This window comes from Streptomyces sp. NPDC017936 (genome assembly GCF_044328485.1).
GTDB lineage: Bacteria > Actinomycetota > Actinomycetes > Streptomycetales > Streptomycetaceae > Streptomyces.
This window is the reverse complement of the sequence record NZ_JBIRHK010000005.1, coordinates 177,819-193,187: the sequence shown is the minus strand read 5'-3', so window position 1 is coordinate 193,187 and position 15,369 is coordinate 177,819. Positions and strand designations below refer to the sequence as shown.

Annotated in this window: 13 protein-coding genes; 2 read left to right on the top strand and 11 right to left on the bottom strand. The window is 74.0% G+C overall.

What is annotated here, in order from left to right; all coding sequences use genetic code 11:
- Positions 1-271 precede the first annotated feature (271 nt).
- Complete coding sequence (locus tag ACH4F6_RS12665) at positions 272-1,288, top strand: isopenicillin N synthase family dioxygenase (protein WP_397960035.1); 1,017 nt, start codon at positions 272-274, stop codon at positions 1,286-1,288.
- Positions 1,289-1,344: 56 nt separating this feature from the next.
- Here the strand turns inward: ACH4F6_RS12665 and ACH4F6_RS12660 are convergent, their stop codons facing one another.
- Positions 1,345-2,445, bottom strand: a complete 1,101-nt coding sequence (locus ACH4F6_RS12660) for a citrate synthase 2 (protein ID WP_397960033.1) — start codon at positions 2,443-2,445, stop codon at positions 1,345-1,347.
- Positions 2,446-2,805: 360 nt separating this feature from the next.
- On the opposite strand from ACH4F6_RS12660, the gene pdxH reads away from it, so the two are divergent.
- Positions 2,806-3,435, top strand: coding sequence for a pyridoxamine 5'-phosphate oxidase (pdxH, locus tag ACH4F6_RS12655; protein WP_397960341.1), 630 nt, complete (start codon positions 2,806-2,808; stop codon positions 3,433-3,435).
- A 74-nt stretch (positions 3,436-3,509) separates the two neighbouring features.
- Here the strand turns inward: pdxH and ACH4F6_RS12650 are convergent, their stop codons facing one another.
- The 10 genes from ACH4F6_RS12650 to ACH4F6_RS12605 all read right to left on the bottom strand — a co-directional run bounded on the left by ACH4F6_RS12650 (position 3,510) and on the right by ACH4F6_RS12605 (position 15,339).
- Positions 3,510-4,061, bottom strand: coding sequence for a hypothetical protein (locus ACH4F6_RS12650; RefSeq protein ID WP_397960031.1), 552 nt, complete (start codon positions 4,059-4,061; stop codon positions 3,510-3,512).
- A gap of 80 nt (positions 4,062-4,141) precedes the next feature.
- Entirely contained in the window at positions 4,142-4,756 is a 615-nt protein-coding gene (locus tag ACH4F6_RS12645; RefSeq protein WP_397960029.1) for a TetR/AcrR family transcriptional regulator, read from the bottom strand.
- Positions 4,744-5,481 carry an enoyl-CoA hydratase family protein gene (locus tag ACH4F6_RS12640; protein ID WP_397960027.1) on the bottom strand — a complete coding sequence of 246 codons (738 nt, stop codon included), beginning with the start codon at positions 5,479-5,481 and terminating at the stop codon, positions 4,744-4,746. Before ACH4F6_RS12640 ends, ACH4F6_RS12645 begins: the two co-directional genes overlap by 13 nt.
- Positions 5,478-7,049 (bottom strand): 4-coumarate--CoA ligase family protein, encoded by a 1,572-nt coding sequence (locus tag ACH4F6_RS12635; protein WP_397960025.1) that lies wholly within the window; start codon positions 7,047-7,049, stop codon positions 5,478-5,480. The genes ACH4F6_RS12640 and ACH4F6_RS12635 overlap by 4 nt, the downstream gene beginning before the upstream one ends.
- 37 nt (positions 7,050-7,086) lie before the next feature.
- Complete coding sequence (locus ACH4F6_RS12630; protein WP_397960023.1) at positions 7,087-8,217, bottom strand: acyl-CoA dehydrogenase family protein; 1,131 nt, start codon at positions 8,215-8,217, stop codon at positions 7,087-7,089.
- 55 nt (positions 8,218-8,272) lie between these two features.
- Positions 8,273-10,126, bottom strand: coding sequence for a biotin carboxylase N-terminal domain-containing protein (locus tag ACH4F6_RS12625; RefSeq protein ID WP_397960021.1), 1,854 nt, complete (start codon positions 10,124-10,126; stop codon positions 8,273-8,275).
- Between the two features lie 5 nt (positions 10,127-10,131).
- Positions 10,132-11,730 carry an acyl-CoA carboxylase subunit beta gene (locus ACH4F6_RS12620; protein WP_397960019.1) on the bottom strand — a complete coding sequence of 533 codons (1,599 nt, stop codon included), beginning with the start codon at positions 11,728-11,730 and terminating at the stop codon, positions 10,132-10,134.
- Positions 11,727-13,403, bottom strand: a complete 1,677-nt coding sequence (locus ACH4F6_RS12615; protein WP_397960017.1) for an acyclic terpene utilization AtuA family protein — start codon at positions 13,401-13,403, stop codon at positions 11,727-11,729. Before ACH4F6_RS12615 ends, ACH4F6_RS12620 begins: the two co-directional genes overlap by 4 nt.
- Complete coding sequence (locus ACH4F6_RS12610; protein ID WP_397960015.1) at positions 13,400-14,218, bottom strand: TIGR03084 family metal-binding protein; 819 nt, start codon at positions 14,216-14,218, stop codon at positions 13,400-13,402. The genes ACH4F6_RS12615 and ACH4F6_RS12610 overlap by 4 nt, the downstream gene beginning before the upstream one ends.
- 188 nt (positions 14,219-14,406) lie before the next feature.
- The gene (locus tag ACH4F6_RS12605; protein ID WP_397960013.1) at positions 14,407-15,339 is read right to left on the bottom strand and encodes an EamA family transporter; all 933 of its coding nucleotides are present in this window, start codon (positions 15,337-15,339) and stop codon (positions 14,407-14,409) included.
- Positions 15,340-15,369: the final 30 nt, after the last annotated feature.

The following is a 15,369-nucleotide window of genomic DNA, read 5'->3' as shown; positions in this document are numbered from 1 at the left end:
CCCGCAGATCTTCCGGCGCGTGATCCCCGGCACGTACGGATCTTCCGGCAAGCAGTACGCTGAGGGCATGCTTTCGCTCGTTCGGCGCCGCCACGTGGACTACGTCCGCGTCACGAGCACGGGCTGTCGACGCTCCGTCTGAGCCGTCCGGCCGCTTCTCGCGTTCTCCGCGGCTCACCGCCGCCCGCGTTTCCCCTCCCCCGCCCACTTGGCACCCGTGCGCCGCCCCACCCATGGCGGTGGCCGGTCCCCGTACACCTGCGGACACACCATGACGAACCCGTCGTACCAGCAACTGCCGATCATCGACCTCTCCGCCGCCGACCGCGGGCCGCAGGCCCGGGCGCTGCTGCACGCCCAGCTGCACAGCGCGGCGCACGACGTGGGGTTCTTCCAGCTCGTGGGGCACGGGGTGACCGAGCGGGAGACCGCGGGCCTGCTGTCCGCCATGCGGAGGTTCTTCGCCCTGCCGGAGGCCGAGCGGCTCGCCCTCGACAACGTGAACTCGCCGCACTTCCGCGGGTACACCAGGACCGGTGACGAGCGGACCGGGGGACGGCGGGACTGGCGGGACCAGCTGGACATCGGGGCGGAGCGGCCGGCGCGCGCGCCGGGGGCGGGCGAGCCCGCGTACTGGTGGCTGGAGGGGCCCAACCAGTGGCCGGCCGGGCTCCCCGAGCTGCGGGTCGCCGCGCTCGGGTGGATCGAGCGGCTGAGCGCCGTCGCCGGGAAGCTGCTGCACGAGCTGCTCGCCTCGATCGGCGCGCCCGCCGACTTCTACGACCCGGTCTTCGGGGAGCGGGCGCATCCGCACCTGAAGCTGGTGCGGTATCCGGGGAGCGCGGGGGACGGCGCCGACCAGGGCGTGGGGGCCCACAAGGACTACGGGTTCCTGACGCTGCTGCTCCAGGACCGGGTGGGCGGGCTCCAGGTGCAGCGGGAGGACGGGCTGTTCCACGACGTGCCGCCGCTGGACGGGGCGTTCGTCGTCAATCTCGGGGAGCTGCTGGAGGTGGCGACGAACGGGTACCTGGTGGCCACCAACCACCGGGTGGTGTCGCCGCCGAGTGCGGTGGAGCGGTTCTCCGTGCCGTTCTTCTACAACCCGCGGCTGGACGCGCGCGTGGAGCCGCTGCCGTTCCCGCACGCCTCCGCCGCGCCCGGCGTCACCGACGACCCGGCGAACCCGCTGTTCGCGGAGTACGGCTACAACGAGCTGAAGGGCAAGCTGCGGGCGCATCCGCTGGTGGCGGAGCGGCATCACGCGGAGCTGCTCAGCCCCGCGTGATCAGCGGCGGCGCCCGGGCCGACGGCACCTGAGCCGTCGGCCCGGGGCGTCGTCGGTCAGTGGGCGATGTCGCCGTAGCCCTCGATCTCCCGGGGGTTGCGGGGGCCGGGGCCGATGTAGCGGGCGGAGGGGCGGACGAGACGGCCGGTGCGCTTCTGTTCCAGGACGTGCGCCGACCAGCCGGCCGTGCGGGCGCAGGTGAACATGGACGTGAACATGTGCGCCGGGACTTCGGCGAAGTCCAGGACGATGGCCGCCCAGAACTCGACGTTCGTGGCCAGGACGCGGTCCGGGCGGCGGGCGTGGAGTTCCGCCAGGGCGGCCTTCTCCAGGGCTTCGGCGACCTCGAAGCGGGGTGCGCCCAGCTCGCGGGCGGTGCGGCGCAGGACGCGGGCGCGGGGGTCCTCGGCGCGGTAGACGCGGTGGCCGAAGCCCATGAGGCGTTCGCCCTTGTCGAGGGCCTGCTTGACGTAGGCCTCGGCGTCGCCGGTCCGTTCGATCTCCTCGATCATGCCGAGCACGCGGGAGGGGGCGCCGCCGTGCAGGGGGCCGGACATGGCTCCCACGGCGCCGGAGAGGGCGGCGGCCACGTCGGCGCCGGTGGAGGCGATGACGCGGGCGGTGAACGTGGACGCGTTCATGCCGTGTTCGGCGGCGCTGGTCCAGTAGGCGTCGACCGCGGCCACGTGCTTGGGGTCGGGTTCGCCGCGCCAGCGGATCATGAAGCGTTCGACGACGGACTGCGCCTTGTCGATCTCGCGCTGGGGGACCATGGGGCGGCCCTGGCCGCGGGCGGACTGGGCGACGTAGGACAGGGCCATGACGGCGGCGCGGGCGAGGTCCTCGCGGGCCTGTTCGGCGTCGATGTCGAGGAGCGGCTTCAGGCCCCAGACGGGTGCGAGCATGGCGAGGGCGGACTGGACGTCGACGCGGATGTCGCCGGAGTGGACGGGGATGGGGAAGGGCTCGGCGGGCGGCAGGCCGGGGTTGAAGGCGCCGTCGACGAGGAGGCCCCAGACGTTGCCGAAGGAGACGTGGCCGACCAGGTCCTCGATGTCGACGCCCCGGTACCGGAGCGCACCGCCTTCCTTGTCCGGTTCGGCGATCTCCGTCTCGAACGCGACGACTCCTTCGAGCCCGGGTACGAAGTCGGACATCAGGCGGCTCCTCGGGGTGTGGGCGGCGGGTGCTGTGTCGTGGGTCGGGCCAGGGGTTCTGGGGACTCTCCCGGCGAACAGCACTCCCGGCGGGTGTTCTGGCAGCTCTTGTGGCGGTGCTCCGGTGGATGGCGCCGGTGGCTCCGCGGTCCGTGGGGACTCGCGGTCCTGGGCGGTCATCCCTGTGATGCCCCGTGCGGCGGGGGGTCACCCCACCGGGGATCTCCCCAGCACCATATCCCCGAGTGCCACCTTTGGGGAGCCCTTGCGGCACTCAGTGCCACCCTTCGACGCGTGGCTTCCATACGGCAAGATGACCGCGTGAACCCCACCGACTCCGTCCCGCCGGACCCCGCCTCCATGCGCAAGCAGTACCGGGCCGAGGGCCTCTCCGAGTCCGATCTGGCCGCGACGCCCCTGGAGCAGTTCGCGCGCTGGTTCAAGCAGGCCGCGGCGGAGGCCCACCTGTTCGAGCCGAACGCCATGGTCGTCGCCACGGCGGACGCCGAGGGGCGGCCCAGCTCCCGTACGGTGCTGCTGAAGCACTTCGACGAGCGGGGCTTCGTCTTCTACACCAACTACGGCTCCCGCAAGGCCCGTGACCTCGCGGAGAACCCGTACGTCTCCCTGCTCTTCCCGTGGCATCCGATGGCCCGGCAGGTCATCGTGCAGGGGGTGGCCCGGCGTACCGGCCGGGACGAGACGGCCGCGTACTTCCGCACCCGGCCGCACGGCTCGCAGCTCGGCGCGTGGGCCAGTGACCAGTCCGCGGTCGTCACCACCCGGGCCGACCTGGACGCCTCGTACGCGGAGCTGTCGGCCCGCTACCCGGAGGGCGAGCGGGTGCCGGTGCCGCCGCACTGGGGCGGGTTCCGGGTGGCGCCGCAGTCGGTGGAGTTCTGGCAGGGGCGGGAGAACCGGCTGCACGACCGGCTGCGGTACGTGGCGGAGGCGGACGGGAGCTGGCGGGTGGAGCGGCTGAGTCCCTGAGGGGACCGTGGCGGCGTCGACCGCGGTGTCGGCGGGGTCCTGGGGGACGGGGTGCCGGGGTGTCCGGGGTGCCCTCACACCTTGCCCGGCAGGAAGGCGGTGCGGTGTCCCGGCAGGAACTCCGCCACCCGGGCGCGGAAGTCGTCGCTGAGCCAGGGCCAGTTCCAGAACTCGAAGCCGAGGTGGACGAACGCGAGGTGGTCGTCCGCCCAGTTCCAGGCGGGCAACGGGACCGTCTCGGCGCAGGCGGGGCAGTCGACGTCGGCCTCGCCCGTCTCGTGCCACCGGTCGGCCGCGGCGGAGAAGAGCGACTCGTCGGCGCCCCGGCCGCAGCGGGGGCAGGTCACCGGCGCCGCCGTCCCGAGGTCGTGGAAGTTGCTCCAGAAGACGTGGTGCTCGGTGTACACGGCGACGCCCTCGGGGGCGCCCCAGCGGGCGTCCCGCACGGCCTTGTGCCAGTGCGGGCCGGGAGGATGGGCGGGGTGGTCGCCCAGGGCCCAGCCCGGTTCGGCCCCGGCGAGCACGATGCCCTCGGCGACGAGCCAGTCCACCACGGTCCGCGCGAGGCGGACCGCGTCCCGAGGGCTCGCGTCACGGTCGACGATCGTCTGGAATGTGTCTCCCATGGCCGCACCGTAGATGACCCCGCCGACAGCGCCCGGGGCCCGGCCGGCGACGGGTGGTCCCCGGCCGGTGGCGGGGCCGGTCAGCCCAGCGTCTCGTCCAGCAGGCTCGCCCACTGGGCCACCACCCGCTCGCGGCGCCCTCCGTCGTCCGTGAGGAGGTTGGCCAGACCCAGGCCGCGGGCCATGTCGAGCAGTCCCTGGACGGTCTCGCGGACGCCGGGGCGGGACTCGTCGGCGCCGAGGAGGTCGACGGCTATCCGGTGGGTCTCGCGGCCCACGCGGGCCTCCAGCTCGGTCACGCGCGGGCGCAGCTGCTCCTCGTCGGAGGCGGCGACCCACAGGTGCAGGGCCGCGCGGAAGAGGGGGCCGGTGTAGAGGTCGACGAGCGCGGACACCACCGCGTGGCGGTCGGCACCGCCTTCGGGGAACAGGGCGCGCAGGGCGAGGGAGCGTTCCTCGGCGACGTACTCGACGGCCGCGGTGAACAGGTCCTCGCGGGTGGGGAAGTGGTGCTGGGCGGCGCCGCGGGAGACGCCCGCGCGTTCGGCGACGACGGAGACCGTGGAGCCCGCCCAGCCGTGTTCGGCGAGGCAGGCCACGGCGGCTTCCAGGAGCCGCTGCCGGGTGGCCCGGCTGCGGTCCTGTTTGGGGGCACGGTCGCCGGAGGTCCGGTCGGCCGCGGTCACAGCGCCCATGAGGGATCCCGTCGTTCGAGGAAGGCCGTCATCCCTTCGCGTGCCTGCGGGGAGGAGAACAGCCGGGCCGAGAGCGCGGTGAGGTGGGCCGCGTCCCGGTCGAAGGTCTCCAGCACCCTAGCCGTGAGCAGCCGTTTCGTCTCGGCCAGGCCCTGGGGGGCGGATCTGCGCAGTCCGTCGAGGACGGGGGCGAGCACGGCGTCGACGTCGTCGCCGGCCGTGGTGAGCAGGCCGATGCGGACGGCCTCGGGGGCGTCGAAGCGTTCGCCGGTGAGGTAGTAGCGGGACAGGGACCGCGGGTCGGTGCGGGGGAGCAGCGGCAGTGAGATCACCGCGGGGGCGACCCCGATGCGCACTTCGGTGAACGCGAAGCTCGACCCGGTGGACGCGGCCGTGATGTCGCAGGCGGCCAGCAGGCCGAGGCCGCCGGCGCGGACGTGTCCGGTGACGCGGGCGACGACCGGTGTGGACAGCTCGACGATCTGCCGCAGCAGGCCGACGAACGCGTCCGGGTCGGGCGGGTCGCGCAGGTCGGCGCCCGCGCTGAAGGTGGTGCCGGTGTGGGTGAGGACGACGGCGCGTACGCCGGGGTCCTCCCCGCACTGCTTCAGCGCGTCCGCCAGCTCGGCCACGAGCGCCCGCGACAGGGCGTTGCGGGTGTCCGGCGAGTCGAGGCTGAGGGTCTCGACGCCCCGTGCGCGGGTGCGGCCGATCAGTGAGGTCATGTGCGGTCCTTCCTGAGCTGCCGGCGCAGGATCTTGCCGGTGGCGGCGCGGGGCACGGCGTCGATGAAGGTGACGCGGCGGACGCGTTTGTAGGGGGCGACCCGTTCGGCGACGTAGAGGGCGACCTCGCCCTCGGTGAGGCCGGGGGCGGTGGGCTGGCGGACCACGTGGGCGTGCGGCACTTCGTTGCCGTCGTCGTCGTACTCGCCGATGACGGCGGCGTCCGCTATGCCGGGGTGGGTGAGCAGCAGCGCCTCCAGTTCGGCGGGGGCCACCTGGAATCCCTTGTACTTGATGAGTTCCTTGACGCGGTCGACGACGAAGAGCCAGCCGTCGGCGTCGACGCGGCCGATGTCGCCGGTGTGCAGCCAGCCGTCGGCGTCGATCATGGCGGCGGTGGCGTCGGGGCGGCCCAGGTAGCCCTTCATGACCTGCGGGCCGCGGATGAGGATCTCGCCGGTCTCGCCGGCGCCGAGGTCCTTGCCGGGGTCGTCGAGGGAGACGATGCGCATCTCGGTGCCGGCGATGAGTCTGCCGACGGTGCCGGCGGGGGCGTGGGCCATGGCGTGCAGGGGCACGACGTGGGTGCCCGGGGACAGTTCCGTCATGCCGTAGGCCTGGCCGACGGGCGGCAGGCCCAGACGCCGGGAGCAGGCGGCGGCGGTGTCGGCGTCCAGGGGCGCGGCGGCGCTGATGACGTACTGGAGGGAGGAGAGGTCGTACCGGGCGACGGCCGGGTGCTTGGCGAGGGCCAGCACGATCGGCGGGGCCACGTACAGGCCGGTGATGCGGTGCTTCTGGACGGCCGCGAGGAAGGTCTCCAGGTCGAAGCGGGGCAGGACGACGACGGTGGCGCCCTTGCGCAGGGGCGCGTTCATGAGGGCGGTCAGGCCGTAGATGTGGAAGAAGGGCAGGACGGCCAGGATGCGGTCCTGGGGGCCGGCCGGGATCGCCGGTTCCAGTTGGGCGAGGTTGGTGGCGATCTGCCGGTGGGTGAGCATCACGCCCTTGGGGATACCGGTGGTGCCGGAGGAGTAGGGCAGGGCCGCCACGTCGTCGGCCGGGTCGACGGCGATCTCCGGTTCGGGTGCGGCCGAGGCGAGCATGTCGATGAGGGAGCGGTGGCCGGGGGCGCTGTCGCAGACGAAGACCTCCTGGACGCCGCCGGCGAGTTCGGCGGCCCGGCGGGCCGTCTCCAGCAGCGGGGAGACGGTGACGATCCAGCGGGTGGCCGAGTCGCGGAGCTGTTTGGCGAACTCCTCGGCCGTGGAGAGCGGGTGCACGGTGGTGACGGTGGCTCCCGCGCGCGTGGCCGCGTAGAACGCGGGCGGGAAGGCGACGGTGTTGGGGCTGTGCAGGGCGAGCACGTCGCCCTTGCGGACGCCGGCCTCGGCGAGACCGGCGGCGATCCGCCGGTGGAACCGGTCCACCTGTTCGTAGGTGAGGGTGGTGCCGTCGGTGCCGTCGACGAGGGCGGGCCGGTCGCCGAAGTCGGCGGCGTGTCCCAGGACGGCCTCGTGGATGGGGAGTTCTACCGGCGGGACGTCTGCGTACTCGCTGCGGAACACGGTTCCTCCTCGCGCGACGGGCACAACGCTGTGCCGTTCAGTACGACTTGGGCAGACCCAGGGTCTGGTGGGAGACGTAGTTGAGAATCATCTCCCGGCTCACCGGGGCAATACGAGACACGCGCGCGGCCGTTATCAGCCGGGCGAGGCCGAACTCGCGCGTGAGGCCGTTGCCGCCGAGGGTGTGCACGGCCTGGTCGACCGCCTTCACACAGGCCTCCCCGGCCGCGTACTTCGCCATGTTGGCGGCTTCGCCGGCCCCGACGTCGTCCCCGGCGTCGTACAGGTGGGCCGCCTTCTGCATCATCAGGCGGGCCAGCTCCAGGTCGATGTGGGCCTGCGCCAGGGGGTGGGCGATCGCCTGGTGGGCGCCGATCGGGGTCCTCCAGACGGTGCGGTCGCGCGCGTACGCGACGGCTTTCGCGAGGGCGTGGCGGCCCATGCCGATCGCGAAGGCGGCCGTCATGATCCGTTCCGGGTTGAGGCCGGCGAACAGCTGGAGCAGGCCCGCGTCCTCTCCCCCACCGACGAGCGCGTCGGCGGGCAGCCGCACGTCGTCCAGGACCAGCTCGAACTGCTTCTCCACGCTGTGCAGTTCCATGTCGATGCGGTGACGGGAGAAGCCCGCCGCGTCGCGCGGGACGATGAACAGGCAGGGCTTGAGGCGGCCCGTGCGGGAGTCCTCGGTGCGGCCGACGATCAGGGTGGCGTCGGCGATGTCGACGCCGGAGACGAAGACCTTGCGGCCGGTCAGCAGCCAGTCGACGCCGTCGCGACGGGCGGTGGTGGTGATGCGGTGGCTGTTGGAGCCGGCGTCGGGCTCCGTGATGCCGAAGGCCATGAGGCGGGAGCCGTCGGCCAGCGCGGGGAGCCATTCCCGCTTCTGGGCCTCGGTACCGAAGCGGGCGATCACCGTGCCGCAGATCGCCGGGGAGACGATCATCATGAGGAGGGGGTTGCCGGCGGCGCCCATCTCCTCCAGCACGATGGAGAGTTCGGCGATGCCGCCGCCTCCGCCGCCGTACGCCTCCGGCAGGTTGACGCCGATGTAGCCGAGCTTGGCGGCTTCCTGCCAGAGGGTCCTGGAGTCGTGGTCATGGCTCTTCGCGAAGGAGGAGACCGCTTCGCGGAGTGCCGTGTGCTCGTCGGATTCGATGAGGGTGGTCAAGGTGGCTCCTTCGGGTGCGGCGTCGTCGTGGTCGGTCGCGCAGTTCCCCGCGCCCCTAGGTGGCTTGCACCACCGCCAGCAGCATTCCGACCGTCACTTGCTGTCCTTCCGTCACCGGGAGCGCCGTCAGCGTCCCCGTCACCGGGGCGGAAATGCGGTGTTGCATCTTCATCGCTTCGAGCCAGAGCAGCGGTTCACCCGCCTGGACACCCGATCCGGTGACGACACCGTCCGCGATCCTGACGACGGTGCCCGGCATCGGGGCCAGCAGGGAGCCGGGGGCGTGCTGGGCCACCGGGTCGGGGAAGCGGGGCAGGGCGGTGAGGGTGGTGGTATTGACGTGGACGCGGTCGCCGTAGCGGGCGACCTCGAAACGGCGCCGGACGCCGTCGATCTCCAGGACGACCAGGTCCGGGTCCGCGTGCACGACCCGGACGCCGTCGGCGGTCGGGCCGGTGCGCCCGTACGAGTAGGCGACCTCGATCTCCTCGCCGCCCACCGCGTACCGCTTCACCTGCGGCTGGGAGGGCAGGTTGCGCCAGCCGCCGAAGCGGGAGCGGGGGCCGGTGCGCGCGTCGGCGAGGGCCGCCGCCAGCGGGGCGTGCGGGTCGGGGGCCGGCGCGGTGAGCGAGGCGAGGTGGCGGTCGTAGAAGCCCGTGGTCATGCGCGCCGCGGTGAACTCCTCGTGGCGCAGCGACCGGACCAGGAGGTCGCGGTTGGTCACCGGGCCGTGGACCGCGGCCCTCTCCAGTGCGCCCGCGAGCCGGCGGGCCGCCTCCGCGCGCGTGGGGGCGTGGGCGACGACCTTCGCGAGCAGGGGGTCGTAGTGGACGCCGATCTCGTCGCCGTCGGCGTAGCCGGTGTCCAGGCGGACGCCTTCGGGGACCGAGAGGCGGTGCAGGGTGCCCGTCTGGGGGGTCCAGCCGTTCGCCGGGTCCTCGGCGTAGAGGCGGGCCTCGATGGCGTGACCCCGCGCGCGGGGGGGTTCCGGGGCCAGGGCGTGGCCCTCCGCGACGCGGATCTGCTCGGCGACCAGGTCGAGGCCGAAGACGGCCTCGGTGACGGGGTGCTCGACCTGGAGGCGGGTGTTCATCTCCAGGAAGTGCGCCCGGCCGTCGGCGACGAGGAACTCGACGGTGCCCGCGCCGACGTACGCGACGGCACGGGCGGCGCGCACGGCCAGCTCGCACAGCTGCGCCGTGAGGTCCTCGGGGAGCGCGGGCGCCGGCGCCTCCTCGACGACCTTCTGGTGGCGCCGCTGGAGGGAGCAGTCGCGGGTGCCGAGCGCCCACACGGTGCCGTGGGTGTCGGCGAGCACCTGCACCTCGACGTGGCGTCCGTTCTCGACGTAGGGCTCGACGAACACCTCGCCGTCGCCGAAGGCGCTCGCGGCCTCCGCGCGGGCGGCCTCCAGCGCGGCGGGCAGGTCCGCCAGGCGGCGTACGACGCGCATGCCGCGCCCCCCGCCGCCCGCGGCCGCCTTCACCAGGACCGGCAGGTCCGCTTCGGTCAGCTCGTCGGGGGACAGCGGTGCGAGCCCCATCAGCTGCTTGGCGCGCGTCTTGGAGGCCATCGCCTCGATCGCCTCGGGCGGCGGTCCGATCCAGACCAGGCCGGCGTCCAGGACGGCCCGCGCGAAGTCGGCGTTCTCGGAGAGGAAGCCGTAGCCGGGGTGCACGGCGTCGGCGCCGGCGCCGACGGCGGCCTTCACCAGGAGATCGGCCCGCAGGTAGGTGTCCGCGGGCGCGGCACCCGGCAGGCGGACGGCCGTGTCGGCCACGCGCGTGTGCAGGGCGTTCTCGTCGGCGTCCGAGTGCACGGCGACCGTCCGGATACCCAGTTCGCGGCAGGTGCGGACGATGCGGCAGGCGATCTCGCCGCGGTTCGCCACCAGTACGGAAGTCACCATGAGCCTCACATCCGGAAGACGCCGAAACCGCCGCGCGCACCCTCGTACGGCGCGGTGTGGATGGCCGACAGGCACAGTCCGAGGACCGTGCGGGTGTCGCGCGGGTCGATGACGCCGTCGTCGTAGAGCCGCCCGGACAGGAACATCGGCAGCGACTCGGACTCGATCTGCTGCTCGACCATGGCGCGCAGGGCGGCGTCGGCGTCCTCGTCGTAGGGCCGCCCCTTGGCGACGGCCGACTGGCGGGCGACGATGGACAGGACGCCCGCGAGCTGCTGCGGGCCCATGACGGCGGACTTGGCGCCGGGCCAGGCGAACAGGAAGCGGGGGTCGTAGGCGCGCCCGCACATGCCGTAGTGGCCGGCCCCGTACGAGGCGCCCATCAGCACGGACAGGTGCGGCACGCGGCTGTTGCTCACCGCGTTGATCATCATCGCGCCGTGCTTGATGATCCCGCCCTGCTCGTACTCCTTGCCGACCATGTAGCCGGTGGTGTTGTGCAGGAAGACCAGCGGGATGTCGCGCTGGTTGGCGAGCTGGATGAACTGGGCGGCCTTCTGGGACTCCGCGCTGAAGAGCACGCCCCGGGCGTTGGCCAGCACCCCCACCGGGTAGCCGTGCAGGGTCGCCCAGCCGGTCGTCAGGCTCGTCCCGTACAGGGGCTTGAACTCGTCGAAGTCGGAGGCGTCGACGATCCGGGCGATCACCTCGCGCGGGTCGAAGGGGACCTTCAGGTCGCCCGGGACGATGCCCAGCAGCTCCTCCGCGTCGTACTTGGGCGGCTCGGCGGGGCCCGGATCGCCGTACGCCTTGCGGTGGTTGAGCCGGGCGACCACGCGCCGCGCCTGGCGCAGCGCGTCCTGCTCGTCGACGGCGAAGTAGTCGGCGAGCCCGGACACGCGCGCGTGCATCTCCGCGCCGCCCAGGGACTCGTCGTCGCTCTCCTCGCCGGTGGCCATCTTCACCAGGGGCGGCCCGCCGAGGAACACCTTCGCGCGCTCCTTGACCATGATCACGTGGTCGGACATGCCGGGGACGTACGCGCCGCCGGCGGTGGAGTTGCCGAAGACGACCGCGACCGTCGGGATGCCGGCGGCGGACAGACGGGTCAGGTCCCGGAAGATCGCGCCGCCCGGGATGAAGATCTCCTTCTGGGAGGGCAGGTCGGCGCCGCCCGACTCCACCAGGCTGATGCAGGGCAGCCGGTTGGCGAGCGCGATGTCGTTGGCGCGCAGGGCCTTCCTCAGCGACCACGGGTTGCTGGCGCCGCCGCGCACGGTCGGGTCGTTGGCGGTGATCAGGCACTCCACGCCCTCGACCACGCCGATCCCGGTGACGAGGGAGGCGCCGACCGTGTACTCGCTGCCCCAGGCGGCCAGCGGCGACAGCTCCAGGAACGGCGTGTCGGGGTCGAGGAGCAGTTCGACGCGTTCACGGGCGAGCAGCTTGCCGCGCCCCCGGTGCCGGGCGACGTACTTCTCGCCGCCGCCCGCGAGCGCCTTCGCGTGCTCGGCGTCGAGGTCGGCGAGCTTGGCGAGCATGGCCTCGCGGTGCGCGCGGTAGTCGGGGCCGCCCGTGTCCAGGGCCGACGGCAGGACGGTCACAGCAGGACCTCCGGGATGTCCAGGTGGCGGGAGCGCAGCCATTCGCCGAGCGCCTTGGCCTGCGGGTCGAAGCGGTGCCGGGAGGCGACGCCGGCGCCGAGGAGGCCCTCGACGACGAAGTTCAGGGCGCGAAGGCCCGGCAGGACGTGCCGGGTGACCGTCAGCCCCTGTGTTTCGGGCAGGAGTTCGCGGAGCCTGTCGACGGTGAGGGTGTGGGCGAGCCAGCGCCACGCCTCGTCGGTGCGCGTCCACACCCCCACGTTGGCGTCGCCGCCCTTGTCCCCGCTGCGGGCGCCCGCCACGAGCCCGAGGGGCGCGCGGCGGACCGGCCCGGGCGGGAGCGGCTCGGGCAGCTCCGCTTCCGGGAGGTCCCGCGGGACGAGGGTGCCGGCGGCCGGGGGCACCGGGACGCGGCGCCCGTCGTCGAGGACGGCGACGTGCCCGACGTCCTCCCGGGGGACGTACGCGGTCTCGAAGACGCCGTACGGGGAACCCTTGCCGGGTGGGGCGAGGACGTGGAAGCCGGGGTAGCTCGCCAGCGCGAGTTCCACGGCCGCGCCGGTCAACGCCCGTCCCACGGTCGCCTGGTCGGGGTCCCGTACGACCAGCCGCAGCAGCGCGCTCGCGGTCTCCTCGGTGCCGGCGTCGGGCCGGTCGGTCCGCACGAGGTCCCAGCGCGCCTCGGCCGGGCGGGACGCGGCGAGCGCCTCCGCCATCTGCTCGCGCACCAGTGCCGCCTTGGCCTCGACGTCGAGTCCGGTGAGGACGAAGACGACCTCGTTGCGGAAGCCGCCGAGGCGGGTGCGGCCGACCTTGAGCGTGGGCGGCGGGGCCTCCCCGCGCACCCCGGTGATCCGCACGCGGTCCGGCCCCTCCTGGGTGAGCCGTACGGTGTCCAGGCGGGCGGTGACGTCCGGTCCCGCGTACCGGGCGCCGCCCGTCTCGTACAGCAGCTGGGCGGTCACCGTGCCGACGTCGACGAAGCCGCCCGTGCCCGGGTGCTTGGTGATGACGCAGGTGCCGTCGGCGTGGAGCTCGGCGAGCGGGAAGCCGGGGCGGCGGACGTCGCCCTCCCGGAAGAAGGCGTAGTTGCCGCCGGTGGCCTGCGTCCCGCACTCCAGGACGTGCCCGGCGACGACGGCTCCCGCCAGCCGGTCGTGGTCGGCGGGGCCCCAGCCGAAGTGGGCGGCGGCGGGCCCGGTGACGAGGGCCGCGTCCGTGACCCGCCCGGTGACGACGACGTCGGCGCCCTCCCGCAGGCAGGCGGCGATGCCGAAACCGCCGAGGTAGGCGTGGGCGGTGAGGCTGCCGGGGTACCGGGGGCCGAGGTCGTCGCCCTCGACGTGGGCGACGCGTACGGGGACGCCGAGCCGGCCGGCCAGCTCGCGCACGGCGTCGGCGAGTCCGGCCGGGTGGAGGCCGCCGGCGTTGGTGACGATACGGACGCCGCGGTCGTGGGCGAGGCCGAGGCACTCCTCCAGCTGGCGCAGGAAGGTGCGGGCGTATCCGGCGGACGGGTCCTTCAGCCGGTCCCGGCCGAGGATCAGCATGGTCAGTTCGGCGAGGTAGTCGCCGGTGAGGACGTCGAGGTCGCCGCCGGTGAGCATCTCGCGCAGGGCGTCGAAGCGGTCGCCGTAGAAGCCGGAGGCGTTGCCCACGCGCAGCGCGGTCACCGCGTGGGCCCCTCGCCGGCGTCCCGCCCCGCCCCCTCCGGCGGCCGGCCGGCGCCGGGCGGGCCCGCGAAGGCCTGGGCGATGTCCAGCCAGCGGTCGGCGCCGGGGCCCTCGGCGCGCAGGGCGAGGTCGGCGCGGTGGGCGCGCTGGGTGACCAGGAGGCAGAAGTCGAGGGCGGGCCCGGTGACGCGGTCCGCGGCGTCCTCCGGGCCGTACGTCCACGTCTCGCCGGAGGGGGCGCGCAGTTCCACGCGGAACTCCTCGAACGGCGCGGGCAGTCCGTGCACGCCGTGGGCGAAGTCGCGGGTGCGGACGCCGAGGCGGACGATGTGCCGGATCCGGTCGGTGGGCGCGCGGGTCACGCCCAGCGCGTCGGCGACGTCCTGGCCGTGGGCCCAGGTCTCCATGAGCCGGGCGGTGGCCATCGAGGCGGCGGACATGGGCGGCCCGTACCAGGGGAACCGCGCCCCGGCGGGGGCCGCGCGCAGGGCGTCCTGGAGCGCGTCGCGCCCGGCCCGCCAGTCCGCGAGCACCTGCCCGGGCGGCTTCCCGGCCCCTTCCTCGGCACCCTCGTCCACGAAGTCGCCGGGCGCGGCCAGCGCCTTCTCGACCTCACAGGCGAAGGCGTCCCGGTCGGTCACGGCCAGCACGGAGGACCGGTCGGTCCACGCGAGGTGCGCGATCTGGTGGGCGATCGTCCAGCCGGGGGCGGGGGTCGGGAGCGTCCACTGCCGGGGGGTCAACTCGGCGACGAGACCGTCGAGTTCGTCGCTTTCGGCACGCAGGTCGTCGAGGACGGGCGTCGGGTCGGCCATGGGGAGGAGCATGGCAGCGGGCCCAGAAACAAGCAAGCATGCTTGCATGAATTTGTGTCCGGACGCGGGGACCGGACGTCACCCGGCGGGGAAGCGAGGCAGTCGGCGCGTCCCGGGAGTCGGCGCGTCCCGCCTCCGGGCGGCCCGTGGACCCCTTCTCAGGCCTCCGGGCCGCCCGCGGACCTTCCTCAGGCCTCCGGGACCGCCGTCTTCGCCCGCCCCACCTGGGTCCGCACCGCACCCATGCTCGCCGCGACGACGAGGGCGATCGCGGCCGCCTCCATGACGGACAGGGCCTGGCCGAGGACGAGGAAGCCGGCCGTGGCGGCGATGGCGGGCTCCAGGCTCATGAGGATCGCGAAGGTGGAGGCGGGCAGCCGGCGCAGGGCGAGGAGTTCCAGCGTGTAGGGGAGGACCGAGGACAGCAGCGCCACCGACGCGCCCAGGCCCAGCGTCACCGGGTCGGCCAGCTTCGCGCCCGACTCGGCGAGGCCCAGGGGCAGGAAGAGCAGCGCGCCCACCGCCATGGCGAGGGCGAGCCCGTCGGCCTGCGGGAAACGGCGGCCCGTCCGGGCGCTGAAGACGATGTACGCCGCCCACATCGCGCCCGCCCCCAGGGCGAACGCGGCCCCCGCCGGGTCGAGGTCGCCGAATCCCCCGCCGCCGAGCAGGAAGACGCCGACGAGGGCCAGCCCGGCCCAGACCAGGTTGACCGCCCGGCGCGAGGCCAGGACGGACAGGGCGAGGGGGCCGAGCACCTCCAGCGTGACCGCCGGGCCCAGCGGGATGCGGGCGACGGCCTGGTAGAAGAGGCCGTTCATGGCGGCCATGGTGACGCCGAAGACGACGACGGTGCCCCAGTCGGCCCGCGAGTGCCCGCGCAGCCGGGGCCGGCAGACGACGAGGAGGACGACGGCCGCGACCAGCAGCCGCAGGGCCACCACCCCCAGCGCGCCCGCCCTCGGCATCAGCGTCACCGCGAGAGCCCCGCCGAACTGCACCGAGACGCCTCCGGCGAGCACCAGGCCGACGGGGCCGAGGGAGCCCCGGCGGCCGGGGGCGGAGCCCGTACCGGTCGCCGCGGCCAAGCGGGTGGGGGTGGCGGTGTCGGGGGTGCTCACGGGCGGTCCTGGGGCTCGAGGGCGGTACAG